This is a genomic window from Bradyrhizobium sp. URHA0013 (assembly GCF_000518345.1).
Classification (GTDB): domain Bacteria; phylum Pseudomonadota; class Alphaproteobacteria; order Rhizobiales; family Xanthobacteraceae; genus Bradyrhizobium.
The window spans coordinates 365,972-384,281 of record NZ_KI912426.1 but is presented as its reverse complement, the minus strand read 5'-3'; the positions used below and the strand labels follow the sequence as shown (position 1 = coordinate 384,281).

16 protein-coding genes are annotated in these 18,310 nt (G+C 64.6%); 11 read left to right on the top strand and 5 right to left on the bottom strand.

The features are described 5' to 3' along the window. The first annotated feature begins 61 nt into the window (after positions 1-61). The 10 genes from N551_RS0122450 (at position 62) to N551_RS0122405 (ending at position 9,206) form a co-directional block, all read left to right on the top strand. The gene (locus tag N551_RS0122450; protein ID WP_007594050.1) at positions 62-511 is read left to right on the top strand and encodes a (2Fe-2S)-binding protein; all 450 of its coding nucleotides are present in this window, start codon (positions 62-64) and stop codon (positions 509-511) included. 11 nt (positions 512-522) lie between these two features. After that, positions 523-2,709 (top strand): molybdopterin cofactor-binding domain-containing protein, encoded by a 2,187-nt coding sequence (locus N551_RS0122445; RefSeq protein WP_027568783.1) that lies wholly within the window; start codon positions 523-525, stop codon positions 2,707-2,709. A gap of 54 nt (positions 2,710-2,763) precedes the next feature. Beyond that, positions 2,764-4,035 (top strand): NAD(P)/FAD-dependent oxidoreductase, encoded by a 1,272-nt coding sequence (locus tag N551_RS0122440; protein ID WP_027568782.1) that lies wholly within the window; start codon positions 2,764-2,766, stop codon positions 4,033-4,035. After that, positions 4,028-4,480 (top strand): sulfur oxidation c-type cytochrome SoxX, encoded by a 453-nt coding sequence (gene soxX, locus N551_RS0122435; protein WP_027568781.1) that lies wholly within the window; start codon positions 4,028-4,030, stop codon positions 4,478-4,480. The genes N551_RS0122440 and soxX overlap by 8 nt, the downstream gene beginning before the upstream one ends. An 8-nt stretch (positions 4,481-4,488) precedes the next feature. Beyond that, a complete protein-coding gene (locus tag N551_RS0122430) occupies positions 4,489-4,956 on the top strand; it encodes a SoxY-related AACIE arm protein (RefSeq protein WP_027568780.1) in 468 nt (155 codons plus the stop codon). After that, the gene (soxZ, locus tag N551_RS0122425; protein WP_027568779.1) at positions 4,956-5,273 is read left to right on the top strand and encodes a thiosulfate oxidation carrier complex protein SoxZ; all 318 of its coding nucleotides are present in this window, start codon (positions 4,956-4,958) and stop codon (positions 5,271-5,273) included. Before N551_RS0122430 ends, soxZ begins: the two co-directional genes overlap by 1 nt. Further along, positions 5,270-6,049, top strand: a complete 780-nt coding sequence (gene soxA, locus N551_RS0122420; RefSeq protein ID WP_027568778.1) for a sulfur oxidation c-type cytochrome SoxA — start codon at positions 5,270-5,272, stop codon at positions 6,047-6,049. The genes soxZ and soxA overlap by 4 nt, the downstream gene beginning before the upstream one ends. A gap of 78 nt (positions 6,050-6,127) precedes the next feature. After that, positions 6,128-7,450: an ABC transporter substrate-binding protein gene (locus tag N551_RS0122415; RefSeq protein WP_027568777.1), complete on the top strand. Its 1,323-nt coding sequence runs from the start codon at positions 6,128-6,130 to the stop codon at positions 7,448-7,450. Beyond that, a complete protein-coding gene (locus N551_RS0122410; RefSeq protein WP_018457161.1) occupies positions 7,447-8,385 on the top strand; it encodes a carbohydrate ABC transporter permease in 939 nt (312 codons plus the stop codon). The genes N551_RS0122415 and N551_RS0122410 overlap by 4 nt, the downstream gene beginning before the upstream one ends. Further along, positions 8,382-9,206: a carbohydrate ABC transporter permease gene (locus N551_RS0122405; protein WP_027568776.1), complete on the top strand. Its 825-nt coding sequence runs from the start codon at positions 8,382-8,384 to the stop codon at positions 9,204-9,206. Before N551_RS0122410 ends, N551_RS0122405 begins: the two co-directional genes overlap by 4 nt. Here N551_RS0122405 and N551_RS0122400 read toward each other — a convergent pair whose 3' ends face one another. The 3 genes from N551_RS0122400 to N551_RS0122390 form a co-directional block, all read right to left on the bottom strand. After that, a complete protein-coding gene (locus N551_RS0122400) occupies positions 9,207-10,862 on the bottom strand; it encodes a hypothetical protein (protein ID WP_027568775.1) in 1,656 nt (551 codons plus the stop codon). Positions 10,863-10,872: 10 nt separating this feature from the next. Beyond that, positions 10,873-11,574, bottom strand: a complete 702-nt coding sequence (locus tag N551_RS0122395; RefSeq protein WP_027568774.1) for a cysteine hydrolase family protein — start codon at positions 11,572-11,574, stop codon at positions 10,873-10,875. Positions 11,575-11,778: 204 nt separating this feature from the next. Then, positions 11,779-12,747 (bottom strand): hypothetical protein, encoded by a 969-nt coding sequence (locus tag N551_RS0122390; RefSeq protein WP_027568773.1) that lies wholly within the window; start codon positions 12,745-12,747, stop codon positions 11,779-11,781. A 187-nt stretch (positions 12,748-12,934) separates the two neighbouring features. Between N551_RS0122390 and N551_RS0122385 the strand changes: the two genes are divergently transcribed. Next, entirely contained in the window at positions 12,935-16,411 is a 3,477-nt protein-coding gene (locus tag N551_RS0122385) for an indolepyruvate ferredoxin oxidoreductase family protein (RefSeq protein WP_027568772.1), read from the top strand. 122 nt (positions 16,412-16,533) lie between these two features. Here N551_RS0122385 and N551_RS36165 read toward each other — a convergent pair whose 3' ends face one another. Both N551_RS36165 and N551_RS39770 read right to left on the bottom strand, forming a co-directional pair. Further along, positions 16,534-17,862, bottom strand: a complete 1,329-nt coding sequence (locus N551_RS36165) for an FAD-binding protein (RefSeq protein ID WP_256379042.1) — start codon at positions 17,860-17,862, stop codon at positions 16,534-16,536. Further along, entirely contained in the window at positions 17,766-18,260 is a 495-nt protein-coding gene (locus tag N551_RS39770) for an FAD-dependent oxidoreductase (RefSeq protein WP_371180080.1), read from the bottom strand. The genes N551_RS36165 and N551_RS39770 overlap by 97 nt, the downstream gene beginning before the upstream one ends. Positions 18,261-18,310: the final 50 nt, after the last annotated feature.

Genomic DNA, 18,310 nt, shown 5'->3' with positions numbered 1-18,310 from the left:
TTTGCCGGACACATTGCGCCGCTGAGTCCAGTCGATGGATTGGGCCAATCAGGGGACTGCGATGGCAAACCTAACAATCAACGGAAAAACCTTCACGCTCGACGTCGAGCCGGATACGCCCCTGCTGTGGGCGATCCGCGAGAATGCCGGCCTGACCGGTACGAAATATGGCTGCGGCATTGCACAATGCGGCGCCTGCACCGTTCACATCGACGGCGTCGCCACCCGCTCCTGCGGCGTTTCAGTTGGCGAGGCCGCAGGCAAGAAGATCACGACCATCGAAGGGCTCGCCTCCGGCAACGCACTGCACAAGGTGCAGGAAGCCTGGATCGCCCAGGATGTGCCGCAATGCGGCTATTGCCAGAGCGGCATGATCATGGCGGTGGCGGCGCTGCTGAGCGAGAAGCCGAAGCCGACCGACGCCGACATCGACGAGGCCATCACCAATATCTGCCGCTGCGGCACCTTCCAGCAGGTGCGCGAAGCGATCCACACGATCGCAAGCGCGTAAGGAGCCGCCACATGAACAAGCATGTCTCTCCCAGGATGAACCGCCGTGCCTTCGTCGTCGGCACCGCCGCGGTCGGCGCGGGTCTCGCAATCGGCCTCGATATCCCCTTCGGCGGCCCCGCCGTGGTCCGCGCGGCCGACGGCTCACCCGAGATCGGCGCCTGGGTCGTGGTCAGACCCGACGACACCGTCGTCATCCGCATCGCCCGCTCGGAAATGGGCCAGGGCTCGCTCACCGGCCTTGCCCAGCTGGTCGCCGAGGAACTCGAATGCGATTGGTCGAAGGTCTCGACCGAATATCCGACACCGGGCCAGAGCGTCGCCCGCAAGCGCGTCTGGGGCGATTTCTCGACCGGCGGCAGCCGCGGCATCCGCTCTTCGCAAGACTATGTCCGCAAGGGCGGTGCCACCGCGCGCGTGATGCTGATCCAGGCCGCCGCCGAGGCGTGGAAAGTGCCGGCATCGGAATGCGCGGCCGCCAACAGCGTCATTACCCACACGCCGTCCGGCAAGGCCACCACCTACGGCAAGGTGGCCGAGGCCGCGGCCAAGTTGACGCCACCGGCCGACGTCAAGCTTAAGGACCCCAAGGACTGGAAGCTGATCGGCAAGGGCGTGAAGCGGCTGGACACCGCAGAGAAGACCACCGGCACCATGATCTACGGCATCGACGTCAAGCTGCCGGGCATGCTGAACGCCGCGATCAAGGACTGCCCGGTGTTCGGCGGCAAGCTGAAGAGCTATAACGAAGCCAAGATCACCGGCATGAAGGGCGTCAAGAAGGTCGTCAAGGTCGGCGACACCGCGGTCGCGGTCGTTGCCGACACCTGGTGGCACGCCAAGACCGCGCTGGAGGCGCTGCCGATCGTCTGGGACGAGGGCGACAACGCCAAGGTCTCGAGCGAGTCGATCGCGAAATGGCTGACCGAGGGTCTCGACAACGGGCAGCCGGCCTATGTCGGCAACAAGAACGGCGACGCGAAGGCGGCGATTGCCGGTGCCGCCAAGAAGATCGAGGCCGTCTACAGCTATCCCTACCAGAACCACGCCACCATGGAGCCGATGAACGCCACGGCGCTCTACACGGCGGACAAATGCGAGGTCTGGTGCGGCACGCAGAATGGCGAGGCGGCCTTCGCGGCCACGTTGGAAGCGTCGGGCCTGCCGGCGGAGAAGTGCGACGTGCACAAGGTGATGCCCGGCGGCGGCTTCGGCCGGCGCGGCCAGACCGACTATGTCCGCCAAGCCGTCTTGATCGCCAAGGAGATGCCGGGCACGCCGATCAAGCTGTTGTGGTCGCGCGAAGAGGACATGGCGCACGGCCGATATCACCCGATCACCCAGTGCAAGATGACCGGCGCGTTCGATGCGGACAACAATCTGGTCGCGCTGCACTACCGCCTGTCCGGGCAATCGATCCTGTTCTCGCTCCGCCCCGAAGCGTTGCAGAACGGCATGGATCCGGCCGCGTTCCAGGGCGTCGCCCAGTCCGGCGAAGCCGCGTTCGGTTACTCCGTGCCAAACCTCCTGGTCGAGCATGCGATGCGCAACCCGCACGTTCCGCCGGGCTTCTGGCGCGGCGTCAACGTCAATCACAACGCGATCTACATGGAATGCTTCATGGACGAGCTGGCCCAGGCCGCAGGCCAGGACCCGCTCGAATTCCGCCGCAAGCTGATGGGCAATCATCCCAAGCATCTGGCGGTGCTCAACGCCGTGGCCGAGAAGATCGGCTGGAGCACCCCGGCGCCGCAGGGCATCTATCGCGGCATCGCGCAGGTGATGGGCTATGGCAGCTATGTCGCCGGCGCCGCCGAAATCTCGGTGACCGACGGCAACAAGATCAAGGTGCATCGCATCGTCGCCTCCACCGACCCCGGCTACGTCGTCAATCCGGCACAGGTGGAGCGGCAGATCGCGGGCTCCTTCGTCTATGGCCTTAGTGCCTTGTTCTACGGCGGCTGCACCGTCAAGGACGGCAAGATCGAGCAGACCAACTTCGACACCTACAATTCGATGCGCATCAACGAGATGCCGAAGGTCGAATCGGTGATGGTGCCGAGCGGCGGGTTCTGGGGCGGTGTCGGCGAGCCGACCATCGGCGTCGCGGCACCGGCGGTGCTCAATGCGTACTTCGCGGCGACGGGCAAACGCATCCGCTCGGTGCCGCTACGCGACCAGAACATCACCTTCGCCTGAAAAATGCCGCGGCGGCCGTAACGCTCGCCGCGGCACCCTTTCCGGACAAGACTCATGAATGCGTCGGTGACACGGCGGGATGCCGTCCTCGGCATCGCCGCCGCGGCTACATCATTCGCCGTTCCTTCGATCCTGCGCGCGCAATCGGCGGGCCGCGTCGTCGTGGTCGGCGGCGGCTTTGGCGGCGCCGCGTGCGCCCGCGCGCTGAAGCGCGCGCAGGCAAACTTGCAAGTCATCCTGATCGAACCCAATGCGGTCTTCACCTCCTGCCCCTTCAGCAACGAGGTGATCGCCGGCCTGCGCGACATCGAAGCTCAGCAATTTGGCTATGACAGGCTCGATGCCGAAGGTGTGACGGTGATCAGCCAGGCCGTAACCACAATCGAGCCGCAGCTGCGCAGCGTCGTGACGGCCGATGGCGTTGCGCTGCCCTATGATCGTCTCGTCCTCTCTCCCGGCATCGACTTCCATTTCGAGGCTCTGCCTGGCTACGACGACGCGGCATCAGAAAAGATGCCGCATGCCTGGAAGGCTGGCGCGCAGACGCTGCTGCTGCGTCGCCAGTTGGAGGCCATGCCGGACGGCGGCACTGTCGCCATTGCGATCCCCGCCAATCCCTCGCGCTGTCCGCCGGCGCCTTACGAGCGCGCCAGCCTGATCGCGCATTACCTGAAAACGAAGAAGCCGCGCTCAAAGATCCTGGTCCTCGATGCCAAGGACAATTTCTCCCAGCAGCGACTGTTCGAAAGGGCGTGGAAGGAGCTTTACGGCGACATGATCGAACGCATCGGGCTGTCGCAAGGCGGCCGCGTGACCTCGGTCGATCCCGCGACCGGGACCATCGTCACCGAGTTCGGCAACTACACCCCTGACGTCGCCAACGTCATCCCGCCGCAGCGTGCCGGACGCATCGCCGAGGTCGCGGGCGCTGCGGATGCCACCGGCTGGTGCCCGATCGATCCTGTTACCTTCGAGTCGAAACTCGTCCCGAACATCCACGTCATCGGCGATGCCTGCCTCGGCGGGGGCATTCCCAAATCGGCATCCGCGGCAAGCGCACAGGGCAAGGCCTGCGCTTCCGCGATCGTGAGCCTCCTTGCCGGCCGCGCACCAGAAACGCCGCGATTGACAGGCGTCTGCTACAACATTGTCGCACCCGGCTACGGCTTTTCACTCGCGGGCAATTACCAGCCCAGGGGCGACATCTTCGCCGAGGTCGAGGGCGGCGCGACCAGCCCGGTCGATGCGCCGCGCGAATTGCGCGCCCGCGAGGCGGCTGAAACGGAGCGCTGGTTTCAAACCATCACGGCGGACACCTTTGGCTAGAACATCGGTCCATATCGCAGCGCTGATCGCCGCCAGTATCGCCTTCGCCTGCCATGCGGGAGCCGAGGAGCTCCTGCCCTACAATATCGCCGGCGACGGCATTGCGGAATCGCTCACCGGCGCGCCCGGCGATGCCGCGCGCGGGCGCGCGCTCGTGCTCGCGCGCACGACGACCTGCATCCTGTGCCATTCCGGCCCCTTCCCGGAGACCCGGTTCCAGGGCGACCTCGCGCCTGACCTCTCGGGTGCGGGGAACCGCTGGACGGTGAGCCAGTTGCGGCTTCGACTGGTCGATGCGGCGCGCTTCAACCCGGAGACCATCATGCCGTCCTATTATCGCACCGATCACCTCGTGCGGGTCGGGCGAAATTTCGTCGGCAAACCGATCTTGTCCGCCGCCGAGATCGAGGACATCGTGGCTTTTATTGCAGCGCTTCGGGACTAGGACTGTTCATGCCGACCACGCGACGACAATTCCTGAACCTTGCCGGAAGCGTGACGGTCGCCGGGACGATCCCGATCGTCACCCTGCGACCGCTCGAAGCGACACCGGCGATGCTCACCGCCGCGATCCGCAACGTCGTCGGCGAAGCACCTGTACGCACCGGCAAGGTGAAGCTCGACATTCCGCCGCTAGTCGAGAACGGCAACACGGTGCCGCTGACCGTGAGCGTCGCGAGTCCGATGACGGCGAACGACTACGTCAAGAGCATCCACGTCTTCAACGAGAAGAACCCGCAGCCGAACATCGGCAACTTCCATCTCGGCCCCTCCTCCGGCCGCGCCCAAATCTCGACCCGGATTCGGCTCGCGGATACCCAGAAGGTGGTGGCGATCGCGCGCCTTTCCGACGACACGTTCTGGCAGGTCACGACCGAAATCGTCGTGACGCTGGCCGCCTGCACCGAGGAGATGAATTGATGGCCGCGCTCATCAACGTTCCGGCGAAAGCCAGACGCGGCGAAATCGTCGAGATCCGCACGTTGACCTCGCACATCATGGAGACCGGCTTCCGCCATACCGCGGACGGCGCGCTGGTCCCGCGCGACATCATCACGAGCTTCACGTGCCGCTACAACGGCACCGAGATTTTTCGCGCCGATCTCTTCCCGGCGATCGCGGCCAATCCCTATCTGTCGTTCTTCACGGTCGCGAAGGAGAGCGGCAAGTTCGAGTTCGAATGGATCGGCGACAACGGCTATTCGTCCAGCGCGTCCGCGTCGATCACGGTCGAATGAGTTTTTGGCGCGCGATATCGGCCGCGGCGCTCCTCGCCACGGCCCCTGCCCTGCTCGCCGGCGAGATTCGACTGGACGCGCGTCGCTCCGGCTATTCGTTCATGGGGCCGGACACGCGTGCGATGCAGGATGACGACAGCTCAAATCCCGGCATGCTGTTCGTGCTCGACGGTGAGGCGTTGTGGACGAAGAGGACCGGCAGCGCCGACAAGGCCTGTGCGGATTGCCATGGCGATGCACGCGGCAGCATGAAAGGCGTCGCGGCGCGCTACCCGGCCTTCGACAAGGCGCTGGCACGCCCGGTCACGCTCGACCAGCGCATCAATCTGTGCCGCAGCAATCATCAGCAGGCACCGCCGCTCCCCTACGAGAGCCGCGACCTGCTGGCGCTGTCCGCCTTGGTCGCGCACCAATCGCGCGGGGTCGCGATCACGGCCGGCGACGATCCGCAACTGAAGCCATTCGTCGAACAGGGCCGCGACCTCTTCATGCAGCGCGAGGGCCAGCTCAACCTTGCCTGCACCAATTGCCACGACGACAATTTCAACAACCGGCTTGCCGGCGGGCCGATCACGCAGGGACAGCCAACCGGCTATCCGCTTTATCGCCTGGAATGGCAGACGCTGGGATCGCTGGAGCGGCGGCTACGCAGTTGCATGACGGGTGTCCGCGCCCAGGCCTATGATTTCGGCGCGCCCGAGCTGGTCGCGCTCGAACTCTATCTGATGTCTCGAGCGCATGGCTTGCCGATGGAAACGCCGGCCGTGCGGCCCTGAATTCCACAGATTAGGGCTAGGCAGACGCAGAACGGCCGCTAGTATCCGCCCAAATTGAGTCATAGGGAGGGACCTCAAGTGGTCAACCACAAAATCTCGCGTCGTACGCTCTTGACGGGCACTGCCGCAGCTGGCGCGCTCAGCCTGACGGGATTGCCGGCGCGCGCCCAGGTGAACTGGAAGAAATACGCAGGGACCAAGCTCGAGGTGATCCTCGCCAAGGGGCCCCGCGGCGACAACCTGCAAAAATACGTCAAGGAGTTCACCGAACTCACCGGCATCCAGGTCGAAGCGGAGCAGATTCCCGAGCAGCAGCAGCGCCAGAAGGTGGTGATCGAGTTCACCTCGGGCCGTCCAAGCTTCGACGTCGTCCATCTCAGCTATCATGTGCAGAAGCGGCAGTTCGAGAAGGCCGGCTGGCTCGCCGACTTGACGCCCTTCATGAAGGATCCGGCGCTCACCGCGCCCGATCTCGTCGAGAGCGACTTCTCGGCCGCGGGCCTGCAATATGCCAGGAACGACAAGGGCCAGATGCTGTCACTGCCGTGGTCGGTGGATTATTTCATCCTCTATTACAACAAGGAGCTGTTCGAGAAGAAGGGCGTCGCCGTTCCCAAGACCCTCGACGAGATGGCCGCGGCGGCCGAGAAGCTCACCGATACCAAGGAAGGCATCTACGGCTTTGTCGGGCGCGGCTTGCGCAACGCCAACATGGCGATGTGGAGCAACTTCTTCCTCAATTATGGCGGGGAATTCCTCGACGCCAAGGGCAACATCCTGACCGATGGTCCGGAAGCCATTGCCGCGACCAAGCTGTATCAGACGCTCCTGACAAAGTCGGCACCTCCAGGCGTCGCCGGCTTCAACTGGATGGAGTCGATGGCCTCGTTCACGCAAGGCCGATCCGCGATGTGGATCGACGGCGTCGGCTGGGCGCCGCCGTTGGAAGACCCGGCCGCCTCGCGCGTTGTCGGCAAGGTCGGCTACACCGTCGTGCCCGCCGGCCCCAAGGGCCAATATTCCTCGACCTATGGCGACGGCATCGGCGTTGCCGCGGCGAGCAAGAACAAGGAAGCCGCCTATCTGCTCTGCCAATGGGTGGTCTCGAAAACCCAGGGCGCGCGGCTGCTGCAGGCCGGCGGCGGCGTGCCGTTCCGCAATTCGATCCTTGGCGATCCCGAGGTCCAGAAGGGCGTCAAAACCAAGGAATGGCTGCAATCGGTGATCGATTCCGGCAAGATCAGCAAGCTGGGCCTGCCCGTCGTGATTCCAGTCGCCGAATTCCGCGACATCGTCGGCGCCGCGGTCACTGCGACCTTGTCCGGCGCCGATCCTGCCGCCGAGCTGAAGAAGGCCAACGATCAGTACCGGCCGATCCTGGAGCGTAGCGAGAAGGCGTGAGTGCGTTGACACAATCGACTCCGGGCGCGGCACAGTCTGATGCCGCGCCGGAGAAGGAGTTGCGGCCGCCGTCCTACTGGCCGTTCGTGGTGCCGGCGCTGGTCGTCGTGATCGCGATCATCATCTTCCCGTGGGTCTTCACGATCTGGATGAGCCTGAACGAGTGGAAGGTTGGCTCGTCGACCACCTTCGTGGGATTGTCCAACTATCTGCGGCTGACGAGCGATCCCCGCTTCATTGAGGCCATCGGACATACCCTGGTCTACACCGCACTCTCCGTGCTGCTGCCGCTCGTGCTCGGCACGTTCGCGGCCGTGGTGTTTCACCAGAAATTCCCCGGCCGCGGCTTTCTGCGCGGCGTCTTCATCATGCCGATGATGGCGACGCCGGTGGCGATCGCGCTGGTCTGGACCATGATGTTCCACCCGCAGCTCGGCGTGCTGAACTATCTGCTGTCACTGGTCGGAATCCCAGCGCAGCTCTGGGTATTCCATCCCGCGACCGTCATTCCCTCGCTGGTGCTGGTCGAGACCTGGCAATGGACGCCGCTGGTCATGCTGATCGTGCTCGGCGGCCTGGCCGCGATCCCGACAGAGCCTTATGAAAGTGCACAGATCGACGGCGCGAGCATCTGGCAGGTGTTCCGCTTCATCACCCTGCCGCTGATCATGCCATTCCTGTTCATCGCCGGCATGATCCGCATGATCGACGCCGTGAAGAGCTTCGACATCATTTTCGCAATCACCCAGGGCGGGCCGGGATCGGCGTCGGAGACGATCAACATCTATCTCTACAGCGTCGCCTTCTCCTATTACGACCTCGGCTACGGCTCGGCGATCGCGGTCGTGTTCTTCCTGCTGATCGTTCTGCTCGCGGCGGTGATGCTTTATGCGCGCCAACGCATGCTGTGGACCGAGATCGCGAGCGGCACATGAGTCCAAGGCAAATCATCGGCAAGATCGGCCTGTGGTTCTCGGTGTTCCTTATCGTGTCGCCGGCGATCCTGTTCTTTCTCTGGATGCTGTCGCTGTCGCTCAAATTCGAGATCGACAACGCCGCCTACCCGCCGGTGTTCATTCCCGAGCATGTCGCCTGGAAAAACTATGCCGACGTGCTCGCCTCCAACCGCTTCCTGACCTATTTCATCAACAGCCTGATCGTGACAGGCAGCGCGACGCTGCTTGCGTTGCTCGTCGGCGTTCCCGCCGGTTACGGGATTGCGCGGATGGCTGCGCACAAATCGGCGATCGTGATCCTGATCGCCCGCATCACGCCGGGCCTGTCCTATCTGATTCCGCTGTTTCTCATGTTCCAGTGGCTGGGACTGCTCGGCACGCTGGTGCCGCAGATCATCATCCACCTCGTGGTGACGGTGCCGATCGTGATCTGGATCATGATCGGCTATTTCGAAACGACGCCGATGGAGCTGGAAGAAGCAGCCCTGATCGACGGCGCCACGCGCTGGCAGGTCTTCCACCATGTCGCGCTGCCGATCGCCAAGCCCGGCATCGCGGTCGCCTTCATCCTGGCCGTGATCTTCTCCTGGAATAATTTTGTGTTCGGCATCGTGCTGGCCGGACGCGAGACCCGCACCCTGCCGGTTGCCGTCTACAACATGATCTCGTTCGACCAGTTGAGCTGGGGGCCGCTCGCGGCCGCCGCGCTGATCGTCACCCTCCCGGTGCTGCTGCTGACGGTGTTCGCCCAGCGACAGATCGTCGCCGGGCTCACCGCGGGTGCCGTCAAAGGCGGGTAGCTACTCCGCCGGTGCCGCGTGCATGTCCGCATGCGGCATGTAGGGCTCGCTCGCGCCGAGCCTGCTGGCCGCGAATAGACCGGCGGCCATCACGGCATAGGCGAACGCGACCGCGGGCGTGACGCCAAAGCCGCCGCCGATGCCGACGGCTTCGCCGTGCATGAAGCCGAAGTAGGTCAGAACCGCACCAACTAGCGCAAACGCCGAGGCTTTCTCGAAGTCGCGCTCGATGATGAAGACACCGATCGCACCCAGGATCAGGCCGCCGAGGATGGAGCCGCCGCCCATGATCTCGAGCCCGTGATAGAACACGCCCTGCTGCGGCAAGGCGGCGATCGCGGCCGCCTTGACCGCGTCGGCCTTGTCGGCGGCCATTCCGCCGACCGTCGCAGCCGCGTTCATGGTCGAGCCCAACATCGTGTCGATCTGGAGCTTGGCCCACGCAGCCAGATGCGGCGTCAGTGCCAGCACGATGGCGGGCGCGTGCTTGACCGGCGTGGTCTGGAATGCCTGCGCGCCGATCAGCATGCCGATATAGAGCAGGATCGGCGAGATCGCGACGACCGGCACCAGCGCCAGCAGCACCGAGATGATGCCGAACCAGGCCAGCACCACCACCATGACGCCGGTCGCGGCCGAATAGCCGATCCGGCCGCCCATCGCCTTCCAGCCGGGATGGCCGATATAGACGGCATTGATGAAGGGATTTCCCATCAGGCAGCCGATCAGGCTGACGATTCCGTCGGCGGTGAGCACGCGCGTGGTCGGATATTCGTCGCCGGCGGCTTCCGCGCTCTCGACATTGTCCATGGCCTCGACGAGATCATAGATGCCGAACGGAATGGCCGTGACCAGGATGATTCCGAGGAATTCGAAGCCGGAGAAGACGTAGCCCACCGCCGGGATCGGCACCGAGAAGCCGAAATTCGCGAAGGCATCACCGACGCCCTTGACACTCAGTCCACCGAGACCGAGGCCGAACAGGTTCGATCCCCATGCGATGACCATGCCCACCGCAATCGCAACGAGACCGGCGGGAATGCCGCGCCAATATTTCACGCCACCGAACCAGCTCACCAGGATGATGGCGAAGCAGACCAGGCCGATCTGCGGCGTCATGTACATTTCGAGTGCCGGTCGCATCGAGATGAAGGTGACGGATACGCCGGCGAGCGTGCCGAGCAGCGCCGCACGCGGCGTGATCTTTCGAATGAAAGGCGCAATGAAGCCACCGATCATCAGGATGAAACTCTGGAAGAACACCCAGACCAGGCCCGCCGACCAACCCTTGAGCGGATCACCGGTCTTGATCGTGATCGGCAGCATGATCACGAAGGTGACGATGAACATGTGCGGCACGCTGACGCCTGACGGTAGCGCACAGACGTCGTTGCGGCCGGTCTTCTGTGCCAGACGATAGGCGAGGTATGCGTAGTAAAAGGTAGAAAGACACATCATTAACCCGAGCGCGGGCAGGATGCGGCCGAACACGAGACTGTCAGGCATCTTCAACACGAAGCGCAACAGGCCCGTGAGCACCAGCATGTTGACGAGGATGTTGGTGCCGAAGCCGAAAAACGCGTTCCAGTCGCCCGGTGTCCATAGTGCCGGCTTGAACTCGGAGGTGCCGGCCGTCCCTGTCGTGCCTGTGCTCATGGTGATGCCCCTACGCTGATGTGGAAATCTTCATCGCCTCCAGAACCGCGGCTGAGCTTGCGACCCACCCGAAGATGCCGCCCTGGGCCTTGATCATCTTCAGGCCCATCTCGTGAAACTCAGGAAAGTAGGACGCGCAGCCGTCCGAGATGACGACGCAGCGATAGCCGCGGTCGTTGGCCTCGCGCACGGTGGTGTTGACGCACACCTCGGTGGTGACGCCACACACCAGCAGATTTTCGATGCCGTATTTTTCCAGCACGTCGGTGAGCTCGGTGGCGTAGAACGCGCCCTTGCCGGGCTTGTCGATCACGATCTCGCTGTCGAGCGGATAGAGCTCCGGGATGATGTCGTGGCCCGCCTCGCCGCGAATGAGAATGCGGCCCATGGGACCGGGATCGCCGATGCGAAGGGATGGCGCGCCGCGCTCGATTTTCGCCGGCGGCGCGTCGGAGAGATCGGGCAGATGGCCCTCGCGCGTGTGGATCACCAGCATGCCGGTATCCCGCGCGGCCTTCAGCACCGCACCGATCGGCTTCACCGCGCGCGCGAGCTGGCTGACGTCGTTGCCGAGCGTCTCGCCGAAGCCGCCGGGCTCCATGAAGTCGCGCTGCATGTCGATGATGAGGAGCGCGGTGGCCGACAAGTCGAGTGCGATCGGCCCGGGTTCGGCGCTGATCGCGCCCAAAGTCGGCTTGCTTGAGTTCAACATGACGCCCGCCCCTCGCGAGAACTCGCTGTGCCAGGAGTTCTGCAAGCGCCGTGCCATTGTGTACAATGACGATCGGGCGGACAGCGCGGGAAAATTTGCTGCACTGTCAGAACGTTATCAGGCTGCCTCGCGTCTGCTTATTCGCTGTGCGACGACTTTGCGACGTGCATTTGCCTAGAGGATGAGCGACAACGAAGCTCGTTTTTAGCAGGCAGTATCTCCGTACAGCCGTCGATATTCTTCCTCATACGGCGCATAGGAATCCTTCAGCGTGGCCATGTTCAGCAGCATGGTCGCGACCACAATGTTTGTCTTGTCGAACACGCGCGTCTTCACCCAGGCGCTCTCGGTGCGGCGGCTGCCGGAGAGCGCGACAACCTCGCGCTCGACTTCGTACTCCTCGTCAACAAACAGCGGGCCCTTCACCAGCCTGATCTCCTGGTCGGCGAACAGACCGACGGCCGGTCCCTTGGCCGGGAGAGGATCGTCCTTGGAGCGGTACTGGAACAGCACGCTCAGCATCTCCATCGGGATGATCGCCCTGCCCCACGGATTCGAAGAAGGATTGCCGGCGCCTGAATAATACGGCGAGGTCTCGGTGATGACGGCGAGCTTCTGCCGCAGCGAGAACGGATAGAGGTCGCCCATGATCTGATCGAACGCCATCCGCACCGCCTGGCGCCGACTCGTCTGCGCGACCTTCACGTCGCGCAGGATCACGGGATCAGTGAGCGGCTTGAGTTCGCCAAGACGCGCCTCCAGCGCGGTCGCGGCGTGCGGTTCTCCGACCGAGGCCGTGCCGCGCAGCACCTCCGTGCCGTCGCGCTTGACCATCTGGATCTGGCACTGGCTAGTGTCGGGCAACGGTTTCGACAGGGTCGCCTGCACCTCCTCGCCTTCGTAACAGACGCTGCGGTAATGCGCGGAGAGACAGCCGCTCTCGAACCAGGCCGATCCCCACAAACGCGCACCCAGCGGTGCGAACTGGCTGAAATGGGTCGGACCCTCGATGGTGCCGCCCTTGAACCCGAGCTTCTGCGCGGTCGCGTCGTCGTGGATCGAGGCGTGCGCGTCGTAGGTTTGGGCTTGCAGCATTTGGCGCGGCTGACGCCACGGCCCGATCAGAGCTCCGTCGGTCTCCGTGATCTCGGTATCGAACGCCTGTGCCGTCATGATGTCCTCCGCAAGCAAGCCATGACTAGCAGGAGCGCCACGGATGCGGCCAGCGATATTGACTTCGTCTGCGCATCCCTTTGACTGTCACATTCGCGTCGCGCAGCCGCTCCTCCCTCCCGCAGCGCAAACCCCAAGTCGAATACCAAGTCGAATAAAAGCCGAACAAGAGACGAGGACTCCTGAAATGACGCTGATGCAGGTCGAGCTGGACGACAAATACCGGCTCGAATCGAAGCGGATCTTCCTGTCCGGCACGCAGGCGCTGGTCCGGCTGCCCATGTTGCAGCGCGAACGCGACCGGCTTCAGGGCCTCAACACCGGCGGCTTCATCTCGGGCTACCGCGGCTCCCCACTCGGCATGTACGACCACGCGCTGTGGCGCGCGAAGTCACACCTCCAGCAGCACGACATCGCCTTCGTCCCCGGCCTGAACGAGGACCTCGCGGCGACCGCCGTCTGGGGCAGCCAGCAGGTCGGTCTGTTTCCCGGCGCCAAGGTCGATGGCGTGTTCGGTATCTGGTACGGCAAGGGGCCCGGCGTTGATCGCTCGGTCGACGCACTCAAGCATGCGAATGCGGCCGGTACCTCGCTCAATGGCGGCGTGCTCGCGCTTGCCGGTGACGACCACGGCTGCCAGTCCTCGACACTGGCGCACCAGAGCGAGCAGGTATTTGCAGCGGCACTGATCCCCGTGATCAACCCGGCGACGCTGCAGGATTACCTCGACCTCGGCCTCTACGGTTTTGCGCTATCGCGCTTCTCCGGCTGCTGGGTCGGATTCAAGGCGATCAGCGAGACGGTGGAGAGTTCGGCCTCGATCTATAGCGATCCCGAACGCATCCAGATCAAGCTCCCCGAAGATTTCGAGATGCCGCCCGGCGGCCTCAACATCCGCTGGCCCGACCCGCCGCTGGACGCCGAGAAGCGCCTGTTCGGCCCGAAGATGGCGGCGGTGCAGGCGTTTGCCCGTGCCAACCAGCTCGACCGCATTGTACTCGACTCCAGGCCGGCACGGCTCGGCATCGTCGCGACCGGCAAGGCTTATCTCGATCTGCGGCAGGCGCTGGCCGATCTGGGCATTACCGACAAGGACGCGCAGGATTTGGGCTTGCGCATCTACAAGGTCGCACTGACCTGGCCGCTGGAGGAAAGCGGGGCCAGGCGCTTCGCCGAAGGACTTCAGGACGTGCTGGTCGTCGAGGAGAAGCGCGGCTTCATCGAAGACCAGCTGATGCGCATCCTCTACAATATCGATGCGTCCAGGCGCCCGACCGTGACGGGAAAACGCGACGAGCGCGGCGCGCCGCTATTGCCAAGCGAGGGCGAGCTGACGCCGACTCTCGTTGCATCCGCGCTGGTGGCCCGGCTGCGCAAGCTCGGCCACCACAGCCCGGTGCTGGAGCAGCGCCTCGCCCGGCTCGAGGCCTTCGACACTCCTGTTCCGGCCTCCGCGCAAATCAAGCTCGCGCGCACGCCGTTCTTCTGCTCGGGCTGTCCGCACAACACCTCGACGCGCGTGCCCGAGGGCAGCCGCGCCATGGCCGGCATCGGTTGCCACGGCATGGCTTTGAGCATGCCGACCCGCCGCACCGATTTGATCTCGCATATGGGCGCCGAGGGCGTGAACTGGATCGGACAAGCGCCCTTCACCACCGAGAAGCACATCTTCCAGAACCTCGGCGACGGCACCTACACCCATTCCGGACTGCTTGCCCTCCGCGCGGCGTCGGCCGCTGGCATCAGCATCACCTACAAGATCCTCTACAACGACGCCGTCGCGATGACCGGCGGTCAGCCGGCCGAGGGCGCCTTCAACGTCGCCCAGATCGCGCATCAGGTCTGGGCCGAGGGCGTCAAGCGCCTCGCGATCGTCTCGGACGATCCCACCAAATACCCTGACGGCAACTACTTCCCGCAAGGCGCGACCGTCCATCACCGCCGCGAGCTCGACGCCGTGCAGCGCGAGCTGCGCGACATCAAGGGCCTTACGGTCATCGTCTACGATCAGACCTGCGCCGCGGAAAAGCGCCGCCGCCGCAAGCGCGGGCTGTATCCGGATCCCGCCAAGCGCGCCTTCATCAACGAGCTCGTCTGCGAAGGCTGCGGCGATTGCTCGCAAGCCTCGAACTGCGTTTCGGTGCAGCCGCTGGAGACCGAGTTCGGCCGCAAGCGCCAGATCGATCAGTCGAACTGCAACAAGGACTTCTCCTGCGTCGAGGGTTTTTGCCCGAGTTTCGTGACCGTGCATGGCGGCACGCTCAAGCGGATCAAGACCTCGGCGGTGGCCTCGGGCCAGTTGTTTGCCGACCTGCCGCTGCCACCCGCGCGTGAGCTCGACGCCCCCTACAACATCCTCGTCACCGGCATCGGCGGCACCGGCGTCATCACCATCGGCGCCCTGCTCGGCATGGCCGCCCATGTCGACGGCCGCGGCTGCTCGGCGCTCGACTTCACCGGCCTGTCGCAGAAGAACGGCGCGGTGATGAGCCATGTGCGCATCGCCGCGAAGCCGGAAGACATCTCCGCGGTCCGGATCACCACGGGCGGCGCCGACGTCATTCTCGGCTGCGACATGATCGTCTCGGCAGGTCCCTCCGCGCTCAGCCGCGCCGAACGCGGCGTGACCAAGGCCTACGTCAACGCTGACCTGCAGCCGACCGCGAGCTTCGTGCAAAACCCCGACATCGATTTCGAGGCGGGCACGATGCAGACGGTGCTGCGGGACGCTGTCGGCGACAAGAACCTCGACATCATCGACGCCACCGGCATTGCCTCGGCGCTGATGGGCGATTCGATCGCGACCAACCCGTTCATGCTCGGCTTCGCCTTCCAGAAGGGCGCGATTCCGTTGTCGTTGGAGGCGCTCTTGCGCGCCATCGAGATCAACGGGGCCGCGATCGAAATGAACAAGCTCGCCTTCAGCTGGGGACGACTCGCCGCCCACGACATGTCGCGGGTGCGTAGCGTGCTGCAATTCAGGAGCCGGGCCTCCGCGCCGACGAAGTCGCTCGACGACATCATCGCGACGCGCGCGGAGTTTTTGACCGGCTATCAGGACAGGGCCTACGCGGACCGCTATCTCGCCGCTGTCGCCAAGGCGCGCAAGGCGGAAGCGGCTGCCTCGCCAGCGTCCACGGAGCTGACCGAGGCTGTCGCGAAAAACCTGTTCAAGCTGATGTCCTACAAGGACGAGTACGAGGTCGCGCGGCTCTACACCGATGGCAGCTTCTCCAAGAAGGTCTCGGAGAAATTCGACGGCGACTTCAAGCTGAAGTTCTATCTGGCCCCGCCGATCTTCGCGCAGCGCGACAAGACCACCGGACATCTCCAGAAGAAGGAATTCGGCGGCTGGATGATCCACGCCTTCCGCGTCCTCGCCAGGGTGAAGTTCCTGCGCGGCGGCGCGTTCGATCCGTTCGGCCGAACCGAGGAGCGCCGGACTGAGCGGAAGCTGGTCGCGGATTATCTCGACATGATCGATCAGCGGATCGCCGGGCTGAAAGCGGAGCAGATCCCGCTGCTGGCGAGGCTCGCGCGGCTGCCGGAGACCATCCGCGGCTTCGGGCATGTCAAGGAAGCCAATATCAAACTGGCGGCGGCGGAGAAGGCGCGGCTGGAAGCGGAACTGGAGAACAGCCGCTTTGCGGCGGCTGCGGAGTAGCGGTAGGCCCGAACCCTCTCGCCGTCATTGCGAGGAGCCCTTGCGACGAAGCAATCCAGAATCTTTCCGCAGAGACAGTCTGGATTGCTTCGCTGCGCTCGCAATGACTGCAGTGGAGATAGTTAGACCGACGTCGTAGCGGCGATCGGCGCCGCTGCCACACTCCCCTCCGCCAGATGGCGCCCTGCGATGTACCCGAATGTCAGTGCCGGTCCCAACGCGAGCCCCGGCCCGGGACAATTGCCGTTCATGATCGAGCCCATGTCGTTGCCGCACGCATAGAGCCCGGCAACCGGCGTGCCGTCCTCGCGCAACACGCGCGCCTGGGCATCCACCTTCAGGCCAATCGCCGTGCCGAGATCAGCCGGATAAATCCGCATCGCAAAGTACGGCGCACAGAGGATGGGCGCGACGCACGGGTTGGGCTTGTGAGCTGCGTCTCCGAGATGGCGTTGATAGATCGTGCTTCCGCGTCCGAATTCGGGATCGCGGCCCTCCTTTGCGCCTTCGTTGTAGCTCGCGATGGTCGCCGCGAGTGTCGACGGCTTGATGCCGATCTTCGCGGCGAGCTGCGCGATATCAGCGGCCTCGACCAACTCCCCGCTCGCCACATAGCGCCGGACACTGCGCGTGAACGGCTTGATGCGGCCAAGGCCGTAGCTCCAAAGGAACGGACGGTCGCAGATCAGATAGAACGGCCGGTCTGGTTCGCCGTCGCCATCGCGCAGCATGGCGAGCACGAACTCGTGGTAGGAGAGTGCCTCGTTGACGAAGCGCCGGCCGGCCGCATTGACGGCGATCACGCCGGGCTTGGCGCGGTCGGTCACCATGTGCGGGAAAACGCCGCGGCTGCCATCGGCGCGCCGGAATAGCGAGGCCGGCACCCAATAGGCCGGGCTCGTCGCATCCGTATTGAGCGCTGCGCCGGTTGCGGTCGCGAGGCGGAGCCCGTCGCCCGTACCGGACGTGTGGGCCGCCGAGATAAATCCGGCCGCGGGTGGGAAGAAGCGTTTGCGCAAGGTCGCGTCGTGTGAAAAGCCGCCGGTCGCCAGCACCACACCACGTCGCGCGGCAATCAGCCGATCGCGCGCCCCATGACGGATAATTACGCCGCCGACGCGCTCGCCCTGCGTCGACAGGCCTTCGACGTCCGCACTAAAGAGGATCTCGACCTGCCGGGCCAGCAGCGAGGCATACAGCCGCGCGGCGAGCGCATTTCCGAGATGCAGCGTCGTGCCGCGCGGGCTGCGCAGGCGCTGCCACGCATACTCCGAAACCAGCCGCGCCGCGCGAAGAGCCGAGCGCAGCGATTTTCCGACCCGCCGCAGATGCGGGATGTCGAGGCGGTTGACCATCATCCCGCCGAACAACGTGAACTCCGGCAGCGGCGCGCGCACCCGCGCGAAATGCGCGCCCAGCTGCGTGCCGTCGAAGACGACCGGCTCGAGCACGCGCCCACCCGGCGTCGCGCCCAATCGCTCGGATAATAGTCCGGACAGGCCTTGACCGGCTGGAGCCGCACTTGCGTGTTGGCTTGGAGATAGGCGACTGCCTCCGGTCCGCGCGCGAGGAAAGCGGCGCGGAGGCCCGCATTGGCGGGCTCCGGCACCGTGTTCGACAAATATCGCACGGCGTCCGTGACGCTATCGGAGAGCCCCGCCTCTTTCATTTTGGCATTGGCGGGAATCCAGATCATGCCGTCGGACCATGCGGTCGTGCCGCCGACGAAAGCGGTCTTCTCGATCACGAGCACGCGCAGGCCCTCGGCGGCGGCGACGGCCGCAGCCGTCATGCCACCGGCGCCGGCGCCGACGACGATGACATCGTAGGTCTCATGCGCCGGCATCATGCGGCGGGGTTCCCGAAGCGAGGCATGACACCGTCATACCCCGCTTGGGC

Excerpts from the sequence above, each read along its gene's own strand:
- N551_RS0122445 (WP_027568783.1), top strand. The coding sequence starts at position 523 with ATGAACAAGCATGTCTCTCCCAGGATGAACCGCCGTGCCTTCGTCGTC.
- N551_RS0122400 (WP_027568775.1), bottom strand. The coding sequence starts at position 10,862 with ATGAGCACAGGCACGACAGGGACGGCCGGCACCTCCGAGTTCAAGCCG.
- N551_RS39770 (WP_371180080.1), bottom strand. The coding sequence starts at position 18,260 with ATGATGCCGGCGCATGAGACCTACGATGTCATCGTCGTCGGCGCCGGC.
- N551_RS0122405 (WP_027568776.1), top strand. The coding sequence starts at position 8,382 with ATGAGTCCAAGGCAAATCATCGGCAAGATCGGCCTGTGGTTCTCGGTG.
- N551_RS0122450 (WP_007594050.1), top strand. The coding sequence starts at position 62 with ATGGCAAACCTAACAATCAACGGAAAAACCTTCACGCTCGACGTCGAG.
- soxZ (WP_027568779.1), top strand. The coding sequence starts at position 4,956 with ATGGCCGCGCTCATCAACGTTCCGGCGAAAGCCAGACGCGGCGAAATC.
- N551_RS0122385 (WP_027568772.1), top strand. The coding sequence starts at position 12,935 with ATGACGCTGATGCAGGTCGAGCTGGACGACAAATACCGGCTCGAATCG.
- N551_RS0122440 (WP_027568782.1), top strand. The coding sequence starts at position 2,764 with ATGAATGCGTCGGTGACACGGCGGGATGCCGTCCTCGGCATCGCCGCC.
- N551_RS0122430 (WP_027568780.1), top strand. The coding sequence starts at position 4,489 with ATGCCGACCACGCGACGACAATTCCTGAACCTTGCCGGAAGCGTGACG.
- N551_RS0122395 (WP_027568774.1), bottom strand. The coding sequence starts at position 11,574 with ATGTTGAACTCAAGCAAGCCGACTTTGGGCGCGATCAGCGCCGAACCC.
- soxA (WP_027568778.1), top strand. The coding sequence starts at position 5,270 with ATGAGTTTTTGGCGCGCGATATCGGCCGCGGCGCTCCTCGCCACGGCC.
- N551_RS0122390 (WP_027568773.1), bottom strand. The coding sequence starts at position 12,747 with ATGACGGCACAGGCGTTCGATACCGAGATCACGGAGACCGACGGAGCT.